Annotated in this window: 12 protein-coding genes; 5 read left to right on the top strand and 7 right to left on the bottom strand. The window is 45.7% G+C overall.

Features of this window, described 5'->3' with window-relative positions:
* Positions 1-2,026: cadherin-like beta sandwich domain-containing protein (locus ACJ751_RS11375; protein WP_407745616.1), on the bottom strand; the 2,026-nt coding region annotated here is incomplete at its 3' end.
* A gap of 243 nt (positions 2,027-2,269) precedes the next feature.
* On the opposite strand from ACJ751_RS11375, the gene ACJ751_RS11370 reads away from it, so the two are divergent.
* On the top strand, positions 2,270-2,494 hold the full coding sequence (locus ACJ751_RS11370) for a hypothetical protein (RefSeq protein WP_407745615.1): 225 nt from the start codon (positions 2,270-2,272) through the stop codon (positions 2,492-2,494).
* A 125-nt stretch (positions 2,495-2,619) separates the two neighbouring features.
* Entirely contained in the window at positions 2,620-4,494 is a 1,875-nt protein-coding gene (gene htpG / locus ACJ751_RS11365) for a molecular chaperone HtpG (RefSeq protein WP_407745614.1), read from the top strand.
* Positions 4,495-4,664: 170 nt separating this feature from the next.
* On the opposite strand, the gene ACJ751_RS11360 is transcribed toward htpG, so the two are convergent.
* From ACJ751_RS11360 to ACJ751_RS11335, 6 genes are all read right to left on the bottom strand, one after another.
* Positions 4,665-6,080 carry an efflux transporter outer membrane subunit gene (locus ACJ751_RS11360; protein ID WP_407745613.1) on the bottom strand — a complete coding sequence of 472 codons (1,416 nt, stop codon included), beginning with the start codon at positions 6,078-6,080 and terminating at the stop codon, positions 4,665-4,667.
* A 77-nt stretch (positions 6,081-6,157) separates the two neighbouring features.
* Positions 6,158-9,319 (bottom strand): efflux RND transporter permease subunit, encoded by a 3,162-nt coding sequence (locus ACJ751_RS11355; protein ID WP_407745612.1) that lies wholly within the window; start codon positions 9,317-9,319, stop codon positions 6,158-6,160.
* Positions 9,320-9,463: 144 nt separating this feature from the next.
* Positions 9,464-10,639 carry an efflux RND transporter periplasmic adaptor subunit gene (locus tag ACJ751_RS11350; RefSeq protein ID WP_407745611.1) on the bottom strand — a complete coding sequence of 392 codons (1,176 nt, stop codon included), beginning with the start codon at positions 10,637-10,639 and terminating at the stop codon, positions 9,464-9,466.
* A 321-nt stretch (positions 10,640-10,960) separates the two neighbouring features.
* The gene (locus ACJ751_RS11345; RefSeq protein ID WP_407745610.1) at positions 10,961-11,857 is read right to left on the bottom strand and encodes a helix-turn-helix domain-containing protein; all 897 of its coding nucleotides are present in this window, start codon (positions 11,855-11,857) and stop codon (positions 10,961-10,963) included.
* Positions 11,858-12,108: 251 nt separating this feature from the next.
* On the bottom strand, positions 12,109-13,842 hold the full coding sequence (gene recJ, locus ACJ751_RS11340; RefSeq protein ID WP_407745609.1) for a single-stranded-DNA-specific exonuclease RecJ: 1,734 nt from the start codon (positions 13,840-13,842) through the stop codon (positions 12,109-12,111).
* Positions 13,843-13,903: 61 nt separating this feature from the next.
* Complete coding sequence (locus ACJ751_RS11335) at positions 13,904-14,866, bottom strand: polyprenyl synthetase family protein (protein ID WP_407745608.1); 963 nt, start codon at positions 14,864-14,866, stop codon at positions 13,904-13,906.
* 204 nt (positions 14,867-15,070) lie between these two features.
* Between ACJ751_RS11335 and ACJ751_RS11330 the strand changes: the two genes are divergently transcribed.
* The 3 genes from ACJ751_RS11330 to ACJ751_RS11320 all read left to right on the top strand — a co-directional run bounded on the left by ACJ751_RS11330 (position 15,071) and on the right by ACJ751_RS11320 (position 18,007).
* Positions 15,071-16,723, top strand: a complete 1,653-nt coding sequence (locus ACJ751_RS11330; protein WP_407745607.1) for an OmpA family protein — start codon at positions 15,071-15,073, stop codon at positions 16,721-16,723.
* Positions 16,724-16,875: 152 nt separating this feature from the next.
* A complete protein-coding gene (locus tag ACJ751_RS11325) occupies positions 16,876-17,691 on the top strand; it encodes an outer membrane protein assembly factor BamD (protein WP_407745606.1) in 816 nt (271 codons plus the stop codon).
* Complete coding sequence (locus tag ACJ751_RS11320; protein ID WP_407745605.1) at positions 17,666-18,007, top strand: DNA-directed RNA polymerase subunit omega; 342 nt, start codon at positions 17,666-17,668, stop codon at positions 18,005-18,007. The genes ACJ751_RS11325 and ACJ751_RS11320 overlap by 26 nt, the downstream gene beginning before the upstream one ends.
* The last annotated feature ends 141 nt before the right edge of the window (positions 18,008-18,148 follow it).

Raw genomic sequence — 18,148 nt, 5'->3', positions numbered from 1 at the left:
GATTATTGACAGAAGCCCAGTCAAAGCTCAGCGTGCCGGCATTTACCCCGGTGAAGTCCATATAAAAATCTATTGCTGCGGATGAGGTATTATCGGCAGAACCTGTTGACAGCAGAACGATCGATTGGGTAGCTGGTGACTGGTCAGTACCCTTTTGTACACCACCATTAAATCCTGTTGAGAAAATTCCGGTAGAGGTAGTTAAGAGGTTGGGGTTGGGCGTAGCGCCTGTTCCCGTTAAAGACGGCCCGTTAAAATGGTTCGCGCCATTACCATTGACGAAGAAGTTGGTCCAGCTGGCTATATCAGAAAAATCCTGGGTATAGCTCATGCCGGGTTGCGACGCCATAGGAACAGGCAGCGGTGTATTGTTAAACGCCTGCTCGGTACCATAAGTGGTGCCTGCTGCAGTGGTTACATAAGCATGGTAATAAACCCGTTGATTGGGCGTAAGACCTGAAAGCGCTACACTGTAGTTACCTCCGCTCAGGTTGGAAGCGGGTATTTGTGTTCCTGTACCAACTGGAAAACTGGGTGAAATACTGTATTCCAAGCCATAGCCGGTAATAGGGGAGCATCCTGTACTCGTAATACTGCCGGCAATGGTAGCGGTAGTAGGCGTAATTGCTGAGTTTGCGCCAGTGGTTACAGTAGCGGTGGTATTAATACCGGAGCCGGTAACCGGGATATTCACCGGCGCGATGCCACCGCTACTTACAGCAATATTGCCATCATACGATTGAACCAACGTAGGGTTAAAGTTCACATAGATGGCTTTACTGCTAAAGCTGTTGCCCGTATAAGAAAAGCTAAGGGTGGAAGTGTAAGGTCCGCCGGCTGCTTCGCTGTAGGTAAATCCGGGAAGCGCAGCGATGGTAATATCAGTGCCATCGAGATCGGCGCCATCCAAAGTAAAGGAGTTGGGGCCGGCGGTGGTATTGACGCAGATATTCCCATAACCATTCAAAGGCGAACCCAAGGTAACCGTTGGCGTGCCGGAAGCTGCCCTGGTAATATCTATTGTATATGTTTGAGTAGTAGTCCCATCCTGGGCAGTTACCACAGTTGTTATAGTATTTAAACCTACGTTCAGGGAGATGGACGCGGAAGTGGCGCCGCTGGTTACCGAAATACCATTAACAGAAATGGTGGCCGTTGCATCGGTGGCGGTTGGTGTAACGGTGATGCTGCTGGTGGCATTGGCCACCGTGGCCGTATAGCTGGTAGTGGAAGTTGAGAAAGCAGGTGTGAGCGTACCGGTACTGATAGCAAGCCCACTCAAGGTTACAACGGTAGATACAGCAGCTGTAGCCGTAATACTGAAATTATCAATGCCAATACCCTGGCCATTCGCGGAACCGCCGACGCCGGTAAGCGTCCATCTTAAATAATAATTTGCGCCAGGGGCAATGGAAAGCCCGGTGAGGGTTACCGTTTTGGTGATGGTAGTGGGCGGATTGACTACGGCGTTGGTAGTGGTATTATCTGCAGGATAGGCCTGGTCGCCAGCAGCCGCTGAAATGGCAGGTGAAGAGTTGCTGCCATGGAAGAAGGTCCAGTCGAACTCCCGATTTTGGGAGGTACGGTATTTTTCATAGTCGAAATTAATTGTCAGGCCGCCGATCGTACTTCCTGTATTGTTAGTAATGGCCAGTATAATGGACCGTGGAGATTGATAGCCGGTGGTGCCACTGCCGCTGGTGATAAAACCAAGGGCGCGGTCGGTAGCAGTAGCTGTAACTCCATTGGCAAAATTATATGCGCCTCCTGCAGAGCCGGTAACAAGAACGCCGGTGCCGGTAGTTCCGCCTGCCGCGGTGGTAGCGGTGAGGCCGGTTGACCAATCCGTTGCCCCTACTCCCGATCCAACCTTGAAGCCGGTGGGCAAGGTGGCCGTGGCGCTTGTGCCCATGCCATCGAAATTTTCAGTTACTGCTGTTCCCGTGGAATTAATAAGACGCTGTGCAAATAATTCTGGACATGCTACCAGGAGCATACCCATAAGTAGTAGGTACAATTTTCTCATTGCGTGTAGAAAGGTTTTGTAGGAAAAAATGTTTATCGGTTAGTCAATGATACTGGCACAAGTAGAATGTGCTACAGTTAAGGATTTTGCGGGTGTGTGGTCGGCGCCAAAGATAGAAGGCCTGTATTATGCAAATGTTACAGTTTGCTCTAAATACAGGATTTCATTCTTAAAAAATTTTGAATTGTAAGAAACCAACATCGTAAATGTTAGAAACTAACATTGGCGCAGGAGCCGGGTTTCATGAATGTACTTAAAAAATCCTTATTTAAATCTGGCAATCCTATTATTGACCTGTGTAATAACAACGGCACAGAACAGCTCATTCAAATTGTTACCAATACAAGCGGCCATTATTTTCCGGGCGTGGTGGAAGCTGCCCGCCGGTCACCTATCAAAGGCTGGTTTAGGACCTGGTTGGTTTTTGGGCTGGTGCGGCTAGTTGCCTGTCTGATGAAGCATAACTAATCCCCGAAACTTCCTTTTTGATCCTTTGGGGCTGACAATTTTGCCGATTTTGGCGCCCCGGGGGCCAATGGCACTCTCTTTGGTGAGGTTCAAGCCATACTATTAAACTGCCAAAAACGAAACATATGCAAAAAGGGACCATACAGGTACAGACGGAGAATATTTTCCCAATAATTAAAAAATTCCTGTATAGCGATCACGACATTTTTTTGCGTGAGCTCATCAGTAATGCCGTAGATGCTTCCCAGAAATTGAAAACCCTTTCTTCCATAGGAGAGGCTAAAGGGGAAGTGGGCGAGCTGATGATTGAAGTAAAGCTCGATGAAGAAGCAAAAACCATCACCATTTCCGACCGGGGCATCGGGATGTCGGCGGCTGAAGTGGAAAAGTATCTGAACCAGGTGGCTTTCAGCGGTGCGGAGGAGTTTGTAAAAAAATACAAAGGACAGAACGAGAACGCCATCATTGGTAAGTTTGGTCTGGGTTTTTATTCAGCCTTTATGGTGAGCGATAAAGTGGAAGTGTTCACCAAAAGTTTTAAAGAAGAGGCGCCGGCTGTTCGCTGGGAGTGCGATGGCAGTCCCGAATACATGCTGGAAGAAACCAGCAAAACGGATCGTGGTACTGACATTGTATTATACATCAATGAAGAAAGCGCTGAGTTCCTGGATCCCGAGCGCATTCGTGGCATCCTGCTCCGTTTCTGTCGCTTTTTGCCTATACCCATTTATTTCCGTCATAAGAATGAAGAAGCAGATGCGGGCCCCATCAACAATACCCAGCCTGCCTGGAAGAAAAAACCTGCTGAACTGACCGCTGAGGATTACCAGAATTTTTATAAAGAATTGTACCAGTATAACGAACCTCCGTTGTTCTGGATCCACCTGAATGTGGATTATCCATTTAACCTCACCGGTATCCTGTACTTCCCCAAAATAAAACAGAGCTACGAAATTCAAAAAGACAAGATCCAGCTTTACAGCAACCAGGTATTTGTTACCGATGAGGTGAAGGATATTGTACCGGAGTTCCTGATGTTGTTACATGGGGTAATTGACAGTCCGGATATTCCATTGAACGTAAGCCGCAGCTACCTGCAGGGCGATCCCAATGTGAAGAAGATCAACAACCACATCACCAAGAAGGTGGCCGATAAACTGGAAGAGTTATTTAATAAAGAAAGAAAAGAGTTTGAAGGCAAGTGGGACAGCCTGGGTCTGTTTGTGAAGTATGGAATGATGACCGATGACAAGTTCATGGAAAGAGGTAACAAATTCCATTTGTTTGAAATTGCCGGTAATGTTGAAGGGGAGAAGAAATTCTATACCCTGGAAGAATTGCGCTTAGCGACCGAAACCCTGCAAAAGAACAAGGATGGAAAACTGGTTATTTTGTACACTACCGATACGGTGCAACAGGATGCCTACATAAGAGGGGCAGAAGCCAAAGGCTATATAGTGGTGAAAATGGATACCCTCATCGATCCTTCGTTTGTTAACCAAATGGAATCGAAGTGGAACGACGTTACGTTTAACCGGGTTGATGCCGACATCGCCGATAACCTTATTGACAAACAGGAGAACCTGGACAGTGTTTTAAGCAAGGATGATGAAGCTACGTTAAAAGGTTTGTTCGATATAAAAATGACAGGCCTTAGCATGACGGTTGAAGTAAAAGGCCTGAGCACAGAGGCGCCGCCGGTTGTGGCTACCCGCCCCGAGTTCATGCGCCGCATGAAAGACATGGCTTCTATGAGCGGTCCCATGGGAAGCTTCTACGCCAATATGCCCGATGAGGTTACACTGACCGTAAACGGCAACCACCCCATTTATCAGCAGTTGTTGAAGCAGGATGATAAAGCAAAACAGGAGAAGGTAGTACATAACCTGGCCGATCTGGCTTTATTATCACAAGGTTTGCTGAAAGGAAGTAACCTTACCAACTTTATTAATCGTAGTGTTGATCTGATGGGAGCTAAAGATGCTGAAGTAGTAAAGTAGGAACAATTGTAAAAATAAAAAAAGAGCCATCAGTGTTTAAGCTGATGGCTCTTTTTATTTTTATCTGCTTGATTCTTTGTCCTGTCGTAGTAATTCCATTCTTATATACTTACTTAACCTGTCTTTTCATTTGCTAATTTTCCCATTTTTCACATTTGCTTATTAGCAGCTTACTTCCAGCCACCGCCCAGCGCCCGGTACAGTTCTACCATGGCGCTCAGTTGGTCGCGTTGAAGAGTTGCATTAGATAACTCAGCCTGCAGCAGGTTGCTTTGGGCGGTAATCACTTCCAGGTAATCGGCCATGCCGCTTTTGTATAACAGTTCCGCATTGTTGATGGCGCTGTTTAACAAAGTCACCTGGTCGGTGCTGAGCTGATATTGAGTTTTCAGTTTATCAATCTGCACCAGTGCATTGGCCACCTCGCCCATGGCATTGTAAGCCGATTGGCGGAAGGTGATGGCTGCCTCATCGCGTTGCAGTTTGGCCACTTCAAATTGCGTTTTCAACGCCCGGCGTTGAAAGATCGGTTGGGTAACGCCGGCTAAACCTGTTGCAAACAATGATTTTGGGATGTTGAACCATTTGGTGAACTCATAGGCATTCAAACCGCCACTGGCAGTGATGCTTAAAGTAGGGTACAGACTGGCTTCGGCTACGCCAACGCGTGCATTGGCTGATACCAACGCCATTTCGTAGCTGCGTACATCGGGCCGGCGGCTTACCATAGCGGCAGGTATGCCGGTTGATAATTGTTCCCATGCCTTGAATTCCTGCAATTTCATTGTCCGGGCAATAGTACCAGGCTGGTCACCGCTCAGGATGTGGATGGTATTTTCCTGGATGGCGATCTGTTGCTCCAACTGCGGGATCAGGATCTTAGCCGTTTGTTGTTGAGCAGTGGCTTGTTGCACCGCTAACTCAGTGGCCTGACCTGCCTGTTTTTGCAACTGGATGAATTGCACAATGGTATCGCCCAGGCTTACATTACGACGAGCCACAGCCAACTGGGCATCCAGCGTCAGCAGGTTAAAATAGCTGCTGGCAATATTGGCTACCAGGGCAGTTTGCACCGCCCGGCTGGCTTCGTAGGATTGTAAATATTGAGCGTTGGCGGCTTCGCGCTGACGGCGGAGCTTACCCCAAACATCTATTTCCCAACTTAAACCTGCGTTCAGGTTATAGTCTTCCAGGTGTTCTTTACCCAGGAAGTTTTTCAGACTTAAACCATTCAAACTGTTCTTTGATGGGAAGGAGCTGGAGGCTGTTATATTGGCTGAAATGGTAGGTCCCCAGTTCACTTTAGCTTGTTTGGCATAAGAACGGGCTTCATCAACCCGTTTCATGGCCAGTTGAATATCAAAGCTGTTGTCCAATGCATGACTTATCAATGACTGCAGGGTAGGATCGGAAAAGAATTTTTTCCATTCCATATCTGCCACGCTGGAATCAGTAGTTGCGGTAGTACTGGCGAACTGAGTTGGTAAAGAAAGATCTGATCGTTGGTAATCTTTACCCATTCGGCACGCTGCCAGTAACGCCACCAAAGCCAGGGTGGAATAAATAGTGATATTACTTTTACGCATGTATATCCTTATTTAAAATTTCGAACTTTTAAGAATTACCATCCGCCGTAAGCGAATGGTAATTCATGAATGATTTATTATTCGCCGGTTTTCAACTCTCTCAAACCAGGGCGGCCTGTTACTCTCTCCTGCAATGCCTGGAAGATCACAAACAGAACCGGGATGATGAACACACCCAGGATTACCCCGGAAAGCATACCGCCAATGGCGCTCATCCCAATTGAGTGGTTACCGAGGGCAGAGGCGCCATGCGTCCATACCAGTGGCAACAGACCAACGATGAAGGCAAAAGAGGTCATGAGGATGGGGCGTAACCTTAGCCTGGAGGCTTCGAGGGCCGCATCTATCAGTCCCATTCCGTTTCTTCTGCGTTGTACGGCAAACTCCGTAATCAGGATCGCGTTCTTCGCCAACAAACCTACCAGCATGATCAAACCGATCTGCACATAGATGTTGTTTTCGATACCTGCGAAACCAATAAAGGCAAATACCCCTAATACGCCCGTAGGTATGGTTAAGATAACCGACAGGGGCAGAATGTAACTTTCGTATTGTGCTGCCAACAGGAAGTAAACGAACAGGATGCTCAGCAGGAAGATAAAGATCTGCTGGTTACCTGTTTTAATTTCCTCGCGGGTTACACCGGTCCATTCAACCTGGTATCCTCTTGGTAATGCCGTTTTGGCCGTTTCTTCAATGGCCTTGATGGCATCACCGGTACTGAAACCGGGTTTGGGTGAACCGTTGATGGTAACAGCGTTGAACAGGTTGTTACGGGTAACGGTTTCAGGACCGTACACTCTTTTTAACGTTACCAGCGTTTTGGCCGGTACCATTTCGCCCTGGTTGTTCTTTACAAAAATTCCATCTATTGAATTGATATCAGCGCGGAAGGGGGCATCGGCCTGCGCCATTACGCGGTAGTATTTACCAAACCGGTTAAAGTCGGTAACAAAGCTACTTCCGTAATAGATCTGCATGGTTTGCATCAGCTCGCTGATAGATACACCCAGCTGTTTGGCTTTCTGATTATCTACTTCTATAGTGAATTGCGGGTTACCAGCTGCAAAAGTGGTAAACGCAAATCCGATCTCTTTCCGTTGCATCAACGCGCCAATGAACTGCCAGGCAGTACCACCCAGTTTACTGAGCGGGCCGTTGGTGCGGTCCTGCAACATGAACTCAAAACCACTCGCGTTACCAAAACCCTGTACGGTAGGGAAGTTGAAGAAGAAGGCGCTGGCGCCTTTTACCTGGCTTACCTGGCCTATAAGGCCGCCTGCGATCTGGTCAGGGTTTTTAACTGGACCTCTGGAATCGTAATCTTTCAACCGCATGAAACCTGCCGCATAAGGCGACGCGTTTGCATTGCTGAGGAAGTTCAACCCATCGATCACATACAGGTGATTGTAAGCAGGGTTCTGTTTAATGATGCTGTCAATTTGCAGGGTAGCCTGGTGCGTACGGTCCAGTGAGCTACCGGGAGGTGTATTCACCGCAAACAGTACGAAGCCCTGGTCTTCTGTGGGAATAAAGCCGGTAGGCGTTTTCTTCGTTAAATAAAATGCACCTGCAGTAATGAGCACCAACGCAGCGATGGCGACCCATTTGCGGCGTACCAGGAACTTCAGGCTGCGGATGTATCTATCAGTCATTCCATTGAAACCGGCATTGAAGGCAGCATAAAAGCGACCCATAAAGCCTTTTTTACGACCATGGTGTTCGCCGCCTTCTCCTGCATTTTCATTCTTCAGGAACAGGGCGCACAAAGCAGGACTGAGGGTAAGGGCGTTCACCGCCGAAATAAGGATGGCGATGGCCAGTGTAAAGGCAAACTGCCGGTAGAATACACCTGCAGGGCCTTGCATAAAACCTACCGGGATGAACACCGCCGCCATTACTAGTGTAATGGAGATGATTGCGCCGGAGATCTCACTCATTGACTGAATGGTTGCTGCTCTTGCCGGCAGATTGGTGCGCTCCATTTTCGAGTGTACCGCTTCCACCACCACAATGGCGTCATCCACTACTACCCCAATGGCCAGTACAAGGGCGAACAGGGTAAGCAGGTTGATGGTAAAACCAAATAACTGCATAAAGAAGAACGTACCGATAATAGCCACCGGAACGGCAATAGCAGGTATCAGGGTTGAGCGGAAGTCCTGCAGGAAGATGAACACTACAATGAACACCAGGATGAAGGCAATGATAAGGGTTTCCCGTACCTGGTCAATAGAGGCATCGAGGAACTCCTTGGAGTTGTACATTACTGTGGTCTTAAGCCCCTTTGGTAATGTTTTTTCAAAATTCTTCAGTAGTCTTTCTACTTCGGTCAGGATGTCGTTGGCGTTGGAACCTGCGGTTTGGTAAACGGCGAAACCAGATACCGGATGGCCATCCATGCGGGCGTTGGTTGAATAGGTATAAGAACCAAATTGAACGCGGGCCACATCTTTCAGGCGCAGCATAGAGCCATCGGGATTTGACTTGATGATCATGTTCTCATAATCTTCACCCTGGTTCGACTTTCCTTTATATTTCAATACATACTCAAACACTTCGGCGCTGCTTTGACCCAAACGGCCGGGAGCGGCTTCGAGGTTTTGATCTTTGATGGCGTTCAATACATCCTGGGGCGACAGGTTATTAGCTGCCAGGCGATCGGGCTGCAGCCAGATACGCATGGAGTAATCCTTGGTACCAAATACAAGGGCCTGACCTACACCCGGTACACGTTGTATCTCGGGAATAAGGTTGATCTTGATATAGTTTTCAATAAACAGCTCATCGTATTTTTCTTTGTTGTCGCTGCTGAGCGCCACGAACATGATGATACTGTTCTGTACTTTCTGGGTTGAAATACCTGCCTGTACTACTTCTGCAGGCACCTGGCTAACGGCTTTCGATACGCGGTTCTGTACGTTTACAGAAGCGATATCGGGGTTGGTGCCCTGTTTAAAGTATACAGTCAGCGTCATACTACCATCGTTACTGGAGTTGGAGGTCATGTAAGTCATGTTCTCCACCCCATTGATGGCTTCTTCCAGCGGAGTGGCAACGGAGCGTGCTACTACTTCGGCGTTGGCGCCTGGGTACAGCGCTGTTACCTGTACGCTTGGCGGCGCAATATCAGGGAACAGTGTTACAGGCAGCGTGAATAACGACAGCCCGCCTAACAAAAGCAGTATGATTGATACAACCGTTGATAGGACCGGTCTTTCAATAAATCTTTTTAACATGGGAATTTTTTTGAAAATGAAGTCTGATTTCTGCGGTAAAGGCAGAAAGCAGGAGGTAAGATTGGGATCATCAGGCACAAGAACTCCCTGTAGTCAAAGTATGCCAACTCTGACTTTTCTACGTCTTACTTCCTGCTTCGTGAATTATAGAGGTTTCGCTTTCAGCAAGCTGTCGGCCGAAATTGGCTGCGGTACTATCGCAACACCATCCTGCAGGTTACCAACTCCAGCAAACACGATCTTATCACCGGCTTTCAGGCCATCTTTTACAAAGTAATAGTTGGTTGTTTTACCTGCCACGGTGATGGGTTTGCTAACCACTTTGTTACTGTCACCTACAGCGAAAACAAATACTTTGTCCTGCACTTCGAAGGTAGATTCGATCGGCACGATCATCGCATCTGCAAACTGTTGCGGAATGCGAACCTTTCCGGTATTACCCGTGCGGAGATTACCGCCTGGGTTAGGGAAGGTAGCGCGGAAGCTGATGGCGCCGGTTGTTTTGTCGAATTGTCCTTCAACGGTGCTGATCTTTCCTTTTGAGCCAAATACACTGTTGTCGGCCAGGGCCAGCTCAACCGATGGAACATGCTTTACTTTTTCTTCAATGCTGTTACCGGCAAACTGGTTTTTAAAAGAAAGAAAATCAGGCTCGCTCATGGAAAAGTAAGCATACATTTCACTGATGTCTGAAAGAACGGTGAGTATATCGTCTTTACTAACAAGGCTTCCCTTTTTCTTGGGAATACGACCGATGTAGCCATTGGCGGTTGCTTTCACTAACGTGTAACCGACGTTGATCTGGGCACTGGCCACGGCGGCTTCTGCCTGTTTAACGTTTGCTACAGCAGCGTCGTAAGCGGCTTTGGCGGTTTTGAGTTGAACATCGGAGATCACATTGTGCTCCACCAACGGAGTCAGGCGGTCAATTTCCACCTGGGCTTTTGATACGTTGGCCTGTGCAGCCAGTAAGCTCGATTTTGTGTTGTTCAACGACTCATTATAAGTGCGTGCATCGATTTTAAAGAGGGGCTGGCCTACTCTTACATAAGCGCCTTCATCTACAAAAATCTGGTTGAGATAGCCTTCTACCTGAGGTCTGATCTCTACGTTTACTTTACCTTCCAGTGAAGCAGGATATTCACGGAAAGTGGTTGCTGTTGTGGTAGTTACTTGCACCACTGGTAATGCTGGTGGTGGTTGCTGTGGCATTCCAGGTGTAGCAGAGCTATTAGCGCAACTATATAAAACTGTTGCAACACTGATTGCTGTTAGTAACTTTACCCAGCTGTTGTACTGTTTGATATCCAAAGGTTTCATCATACATGGTTTAATAGACATACTAAAAAAAATCTTTAAAGCAAGCAAGTCGTTATTGCATGAGGCTACAAAGCGCAGTAGCTCTCTGCGCAGGTTCACAGATGGTAGCAGTATACCGGGATCAGTTGGCGTCAGGTACGGGAAACGATTCCAGGTTTCCGGAGATAGTTATTAAGTGTTGTAGATTGCTGTATATTATTAACAGGTAGCTGGTGCCATACTGTTGGGTAATGCTAAACTTTTATCATATAACCTGCCCATTAAAATCATCCCGTAAAAGTAATGATGATTGTGACTTTCTTAATTTACCTTATTGGGGGATTAATTGTACTTTTCCCGGATTTGTCTTTGGAACAGGGCAGGCGTATTTCCAGTATGTTTTTTGAAAAAGCGGTTGAAATAGGCATCATCTTCAAAATTCAAACGTCCGGCAATTTCTTTTACCGAATGTTCACCCCAGAATAATAGCCTTTTAGCTTCCAGTATCCTTCTTTCGTCAATAATTTGTTTAGCTGTTTTACCGGTGACAGTTTTTATGAGGTCGTTCAAATGGCCAGGCGTAACATATAACATATCGGCGTATTGTGTTACCTGGGTAGAGTTTACAAAGTTTTCATCGATGAGTGATTTGAATTGACGTACGATGCGGTTTTGTGAGTAGTCCATGGTAACTACAGGGGCAGGGGCGGCTGCAATTGTTTCATTTTTACAATTAACCAGTCGGCCTGCACATATAATAAAGGCATTGAGGAGATTCTTGAGTATAAGGCCTTTTTGCGGCTTATCATCTTTAAACTCCTGGTACATGAGGTTAACGTATACAGATATCTCCTGCATTTGTTCAGCATTCATTACAGGTAATACCACCTGGCTAAACATGCATTCCCAACAGGCAAGAACACCCTGTGTTTCAGTAAGCAGAAATTCTTTGTTGAAGGAAATATGCATCATCTTGTAGTAGGAGTTACCTGTTTGCTGATGCACCTGGTCCGGAGCCAGCATTAACAATGCCGGCGCCTTTATAGTATATTTTTCAAAGTCGGTATAATGCGTTACTTCGCCTTCCAGCAAAAAGCTGATCTTGTAATCAGCATGGCGATGCGGAATGGCCATATAGGATGGTACAGAATTACCTTCGGTTTTTTTAATAATGAAATTGGTGCCTGGTATACAAGCAGCCATGTCATAAATAGGTATCAGTGCCTGGTTATTTTTCATACAATCACAACATTGGTAGCGGTTAAAAACCAACCCTACGCTGCGGGTGGATAGTAAAAATATTATAATAATGGCAAACTCTTATCGTCGAAAGTATTATTGTACCATAAAATTTTAAATGCCAAACCTTTTCAGGGGACGGATTGTTAATGCGGTTAGTTGCTATTGACCTGCTAAAGTTCAGCTAAAGAGGGGAAATACATACGAATGTTCATAAAGCATAACCCTGGCAGGGTTTGTAATTATCGTGATCAAGATACTGCATTTTGTGTAATGTTTTCTTCTGCCAGCCTGAAATCTATAACCCGCAACTGTAAGTGTTTTTCATTGTTCCATTCATTCTCATCAAGGGTAAATACAACATCCACCGGTTTTTTCGATTCAAGCAAATGGAATTTTTTAGCCATGCCAAAGCCAATCCCATTAAACAGGATGTTATCCTGCCGCAGGGAGAATTTGATATGTTGTTCTTTTACAATGCGTGAATAACCCGAGTCGGTAACATTACGCACCACAAACAAAGGCCGCATATTCTCGGGGCCGAAAGGCTCCATTTGATGAATGATATTGTAAAAGGGCTGCTTAAGGTCTTTGAAGGCCACCTCTGCATCGATGATGATTTCAGGAACCAGCAGATCGGGTGTAATGGTGGCTGCAACAACCTCTTCAAACCGGTCGCGAAAAGCTTCCACTTTATCCAGGGCCAGCGTCATTCCTGCTGCATAAAAGTGGCCGCCATATCCTAACAACAGGTCTTTACATTGGTGAATGGCTTCATATACATTAAAGCCGGCCACGCTTCTGGCCGAACCCGCCACATATTCGCCGCTTTGTGTAAGCACAATAGTAGGACGATAGTAATAATCAATAAGCCGGGAGGCTACAATGCCTACCACGCCTTTGTGCCAGTGTGATTGAAAAACAACGGTTGATTTGCGGGTTTGCCATACGCCGTCATTTTCAATAATGGCCAGGGCTTCTTCGGTAATATTTTTATCAGCTTCCTTGCGTTCGGTATTGTCTAAATGTAACTGTTCGGCATAGTGCTTGGCTTCAAGCGGCGTGCTGGCAATAAACATTTGCACGGCTTTGCGGGCATCGTCCATACGACCGGCTGCATTTACCCGCGGCGCGATCATAAACACCAGGCTGTTTATAAATAATTCCTTTTGCACACCGCTTAGTTCCTTTAAAGCCAGGATGCCATAATTAGGATCTTCATTGGCCTTTTTTAAACCATAAAATGCGAGCACCCGGTTCTCACCTGTCATGGGCACAATATCAGCAGCAATGGCGGTAGCTACCAGGTCGAGGTATTCCACTGGCGCCGACTCATCGAGCTGCAGGTGCCTGGCCAGGGCCGAGATCAATTTAAAGCCCACCCCGCAGCCGCATAATTCTTTATACGGGTATTTGCAATCTTTTTGCTTGGGGTTTAAAATGGCTACAGCCGGGGGCAGGATGTCATCGGGCATGTGGTGATCGCACACAATGAAATCGATGCCGTTTTCGCGGGCATATTGAATAAGCTCCACTGATTTTATTCCACAGTCGAGCGAAATGATAAGCGTAAATCCGTTTTCGATGGCAAAGTCGATTCCTTTCTTTGATACGCCATATCCTTCACGATAGCGGTGGGGGATATAGAAGTCGATTTTGTCGCTTTTATACACTTTTTGCAGAAAGCGAAACATGCAGGAAACGGCGGTTGTGCCATCCACATCATAGTCGCCGAAAACAAGTATTTTTTCCTGCTGGTCAAAGGCCGTACTTATGCGGGAAACTGCTTTATCCATATCCTTCATCAGGTAAGGATCGTGCAGGTCGGAAAGCTGGGGGCGAAAAAACTGCTTTGCTTTATCGAAATCATGCATGTATCGCTGGGCGAGTATTTTACAAAGAACAGGGTGTATTTTAAGGCTGGCATACAATTGCTGCACTTTATCATCATCTGCCGTTAGTATGTTCCATCTCTTTTGTAGCATAAAAAAAATCCCAGGTTTCAAGTCGCAAGGGCTTGTGCCTTGAGCCTTGTTATCTTGTGCCTTAATATTTTCTGTCTGTAGTATACCGTACCAGTTCTTCGAGGCCGTTACGTATTTCTACGTTATCAAATTCATGTAAAACGGCCAGCGCTTCATCCCTGAAGCTAACCATTTTTTTCTCAGTATAACTAATGCCGCCGGTTTGTTTCACTATGTTAATGACCTCCTGTACCTTCTGGGGGTCTTTATTTTGATTTTTGATAATATATATTAGTTTCCGGCGGGTAGCGGCGTCGGTATTTTGTAAAGTATAGATCAGCGGCAGGGTGAGTTTCTTTTCGCGGATATCGTTACCGGTAGGTTTTCCCACAGCTTCGTTGCCGTAATCGAACAGATCGTCTTTTATCTGGAAAGCCATGCCTACCTTTTCACCAAACAGTCGCATTTTTTCAGTGATAACTTCGTCCTGGGTGGTGCTCCAGGCGCCGGAAGCGCAGGCGGAGGCCAGCAGGGAAGCGGTTTTTCCTTTTATGATCTCGAAATAGGTATCTTCTTCAAAGTTGAGGGTGCGCGATTTCTCCATTTGCAGCAATTCGCCCTCACTCATGGCACGTATGGCGTTTGATAATAATTTCAAAATACGGTAATCGTCGTGGTCGAGGGAAAGCAGCATACCTTTGGCCAGCAGATAGTCGCCAACCAAAACCGATACCTTGCTTTTCCACAAAGCATATGTAGAGAAAAATCCCCTACGTTCCAGGGATTCATCCACCACATCATCATGTACCAGGGTAGCCGAATGTAGTAATTCTACTAGCGAAGCGGCACGGTAAGTAGTATCGTTAACGGGCCCGCATAACTTGGCAGAAAGCAGTACAAACATGGGGCGTAATTGCTTACCTTTCCGGTTTACAATAAACCTCATAATCCTGTTCAGAAGCGGCACCTGGCTCTTTACAGCTTCATGGAATTGTTTATCAAATTCGGGTAATTCTTCTCGTAATATTGCTAGTGATAATTTCATGCGGAATATAAGAGGAGCAAATTACTATTTATTAATGTATAACGTAAGAGGCATTTAATTTGCTCTGTTATGGTCTTACTGTGTGAAAAACAGCAAGATAATGCACATTGTGTTGGGGAAAAAAATTTGGTAGTTAGCTGTCAATTGATATTTTTGCACAGATTCTGAGTTCTGGTTACTTAATCCTTCACATAAAATTTAGTTATGGCAAGCAAAAAGTACGTTAGTATTCTAAGCTTAACGTTCCTGTTGGCATCTGCTGCCTCCCACGCACAGTTGGGTGGTACGTACGATGTACAGGACTCTTCTGTTATACCTTCTAAGAGGCTCCCTCAGCACACCGAGTTTATGGCAAACAATTACCCCTACCCGGCCAAACCCCGTAACCAATGGGAAATTGGCTTACAGGCAGGTGCAGTTGGCATTTCGGGTGATGTTCGTAATCGTTTCCCTGGTATCGGGGGGGCATTACATGTTCGTAAAGCGCTGGGTTATGTGTTCTCTTTACGGGGACAAGTGGGTGTTTATACTACTAAAGGTCTGAACTTCCAGCCTTCTACAGATTATTCAAGAAACTCAGCATGGACTTCAGCTGGTTATACAGGAGCCCCAGTGTTCTACAACTACAAAACAAATATTTACGACCTGAGCTTACAGGGCGTAATAACATTGACAAACATCCGTTTTCATAAATCAAAAAGCAACTTCAACCTATACGCATTTGGCGGTATTGGTGGTATGATCTATGATACGAAGATCGATGCCAAGGATGGCAACGGCAATGCGTATGATTTCACAAATATTATAAATACTTACCAGGGTAATGGGTTCCAATATAAAGACAGAAAGAAGATCAAAAAAGATCTGAAGAGCCTTCTGGATGGTAAATATGAAACGACAGGTCAAATAGATCCAGGTCAACCTAAATTGTTCAAAAAGCCTTTCCGCCCCATCTTTGTAGTTGGTGCAGGTGCTCAATTCAAACTGAACAAGAAATTCAGCCTTGCTTTGGAAGACAAGCTGACTGTTCCTAAAACTGACCTGTTAGACGGTAACCAATGGCAGGAAAATGGCCCAGGTAATGCTACAGCTCAAACAAGAGACTACGATACTTATAACTTCCTGTCTTTAGGTATTAACATGGCAATCGGTAACAAAGCTGTTGAACCTTTATGGTGGCTGAATCCTTTGGATTACGCTTACAACGAGGTTAACAAACCCCGCCATATGAAGCTCCCCAAACCAGTATTGGATGATGCTGATGGCGATGGCGTTACTGACCAATTCGACCAGGAACCAAACACGCCTGCCGGTGCTCCTGTTGACACTCATGGTGTTAGCCGCGATACTGATGGTGATGGTGTTCCTGATTACAAAGACAAGGAACTGGTTACACCAACACAATGTCAACCTGTTGACGCTGATGGTGTAGGTAAATGTCCTCCTCCTGCATGCTGCGATTCTCTTCAAAAATTGATTGAAGAAGGTGGCCTGCACAAATGCAAGATCGGTAACTTACCAAGCGTTACCTTCAAAGCAAAATCAATCACATTAAGCAACGACGCTAAAGCTTTACTGGCTTCAGCTGCTTCACAAATCAAGAATAATCCTGATTGTAAGATAGCAGTGATCGGATATTGCTCTTCAAGCAAATCTGAACAACAGTTAAGCTGGGATCGCGTGAATGCCGTTATCAGCTACATGGTTGATAAAGAAGGCATTAGCCAAGACCGTTTCATCTTCAAATATGGTGAAGCCGGTGGCGATTGCAACACTGTAGACCTGCAAGACGGAACTGGTCAGGAAGGTCCTACCACAGTGCCTGCTCCGCACCCGAACTTGCGTCGCGGCAGATAATAAAAAGTACTTTAGCTTAAATTGCTTTTAACTAATAGTATAACCCCGACGATTCCGTCGGGGTTTTTTTATATTTATCTTAACGGGTTGTTTTTGGGTTACAACTCCTTTCCATACATATTTGCAGGAAAAGCTTAACTTTGCCCACCTTTATGCGTTCAGCCTTAATAATTGCAATAATAGCCCTAAGCGTTGTGTCCTGCTCCAAGTTCTCCCGGGTGCAGAAGAGTACCGACTATGATTACAAATTGCGCATGGCAGAAAAATACTATGTAGCCAAAAAGTATAACTATGCCTCCCAATTGTATGAAGAACTCTTTCCCATAATGAAAGGACAGCCGCAGTTTGAAGACTTATTTTATAAATATGCCTACTGCTCTTATTATTTGCACGACTGGCTTCAGGCTGAAAACCTGTTCAAACAGTTTGTAGAGGTGTTCCCCACCAGTGCAAAGGCAGAGGAAATGGAATATATGCGGGCTTATACTTATTTCCGGCAGTCGCCCAAAGCCGAGCTCGATCAAACCAATACCCAGAAAACAATTGGCTTGATGCAGACGTTTATTAATACGCATCCGAATTCGCCCAAGAATAAAGAGGCATCTGATATCATGGATAAATGCCGGGTAAAGCTGGAGGAAAAGGAAGTGGGAGGCGCCCTGTTATATTATAATATGGGCCATTACCGGGCAGCAGCGATCGCTTACAGCAGCTTAATGAACGATTTTCCTGATTCGCAAAAAGGCGATACATATAAATTACAGATTATCAAGTCATACTATTTATTTGCAATGAATAGTATAGAAGAAAAGAAACTTGCCCGTTTTGAACAGGTGGTTTCGGAATGCCATGATTTTATGGACCGTTTCCCCGAAAGCACATTGAAAAAGGAAGTAGAGAATTACGAGACATTATCAAAAAACAACATTAAAGCCACCAATAATGAGCAAATTACGAAGACAAATTAGCGCCAACACCGCTAATACCGCCGAAACAAAGGATTTGAATGCCATTAAAGCTAAAACCGGCAATATGTACGAGTCAATTGCCATTATTGCCAAAAGGGCTAACCAGATCAATATCTCTTTGAAAGAGGAATTACATAACAAACTGGAAGAGTTCGCCAGCCATACCGATAGCCTGGAAGAGATCCATGAGAACAAAGAGCAGATCGAGATCTCCAGAGCGTATGAGCGCATGCCTAACCCGGCGTTACTGGCTACCCAGGAGTTTTTCGATGATAAGATCTATTATCGTAAGAATGAAGACGACCTGTTTAGTTAATATATAACGGTAAAAAATGTATGGAAAGCGTCCCGATGTATCGGGATGCTTTTTTAGTTTTATAGTGGTTGGCTGACTGTTGTGGGTATGTTATTGTTGATAAACCGGTTACCCGGGTGACCACTTTGTTTAACCCAAATG

It is taken from the genome of Niastella sp., from assembly GCF_045805085.1.
GTDB lineage: Bacteria > Bacteroidota > Bacteroidia > Chitinophagales > Chitinophagaceae > Niastella.
The sequence above is the reverse complement of the archived record's forward strand: the minus strand, read 5'-3'. Positions and strand labels throughout refer to the sequence as shown.

Excerpts from the sequence above, each read along its gene's own strand:
- recJ (WP_407745609.1), bottom strand. The coding sequence starts at position 13,842 with ATGCTACAAAAGAGATGGAACATACTAACGGCAGATGATGATAAAGTG.
- ACJ751_RS11325 (WP_407745606.1), top strand. The coding sequence starts at position 16,876 with ATGCGTTCAGCCTTAATAATTGCAATAATAGCCCTAAGCGTTGTGTCC.
- htpG (WP_407745614.1), top strand. The coding sequence starts at position 2,620 with ATGCAAAAAGGGACCATACAGGTACAGACGGAGAATATTTTCCCAATA.
- ACJ751_RS11360 (WP_407745613.1), bottom strand. The coding sequence starts at position 6,080 with ATGCGTAAAAGTAATATCACTATTTATTCCACCCTGGCTTTGGTGGCG.
- ACJ751_RS11335 (WP_407745608.1), bottom strand. The coding sequence starts at position 14,866 with ATGAAATTATCACTAGCAATATTACGAGAAGAATTACCCGAATTTGAT.
- ACJ751_RS11345 (WP_407745610.1), bottom strand. The coding sequence starts at position 11,857 with ATGAAAAATAACCAGGCACTGATACCTATTTATGACATGGCTGCTTGT.
- ACJ751_RS11350 (WP_407745611.1), bottom strand. The coding sequence starts at position 10,639 with ATGAAACCTTTGGATATCAAACAGTACAACAGCTGGGTAAAGTTACTA.
- ACJ751_RS11355 (WP_407745612.1), bottom strand. The coding sequence starts at position 9,319 with ATGTTAAAAAGATTTATTGAAAGACCGGTCCTATCAACGGTTGTATCA.
- ACJ751_RS11370 (WP_407745615.1), top strand. The coding sequence starts at position 2,270 with ATGAATGTACTTAAAAAATCCTTATTTAAATCTGGCAATCCTATTATT.
- ACJ751_RS11320 (WP_407745605.1), top strand. The coding sequence starts at position 17,666 with ATGAGCAAATTACGAAGACAAATTAGCGCCAACACCGCTAATACCGCC.
- ACJ751_RS11330 (WP_407745607.1), top strand. The coding sequence starts at position 15,071 with ATGGCAAGCAAAAAGTACGTTAGTATTCTAAGCTTAACGTTCCTGTTG.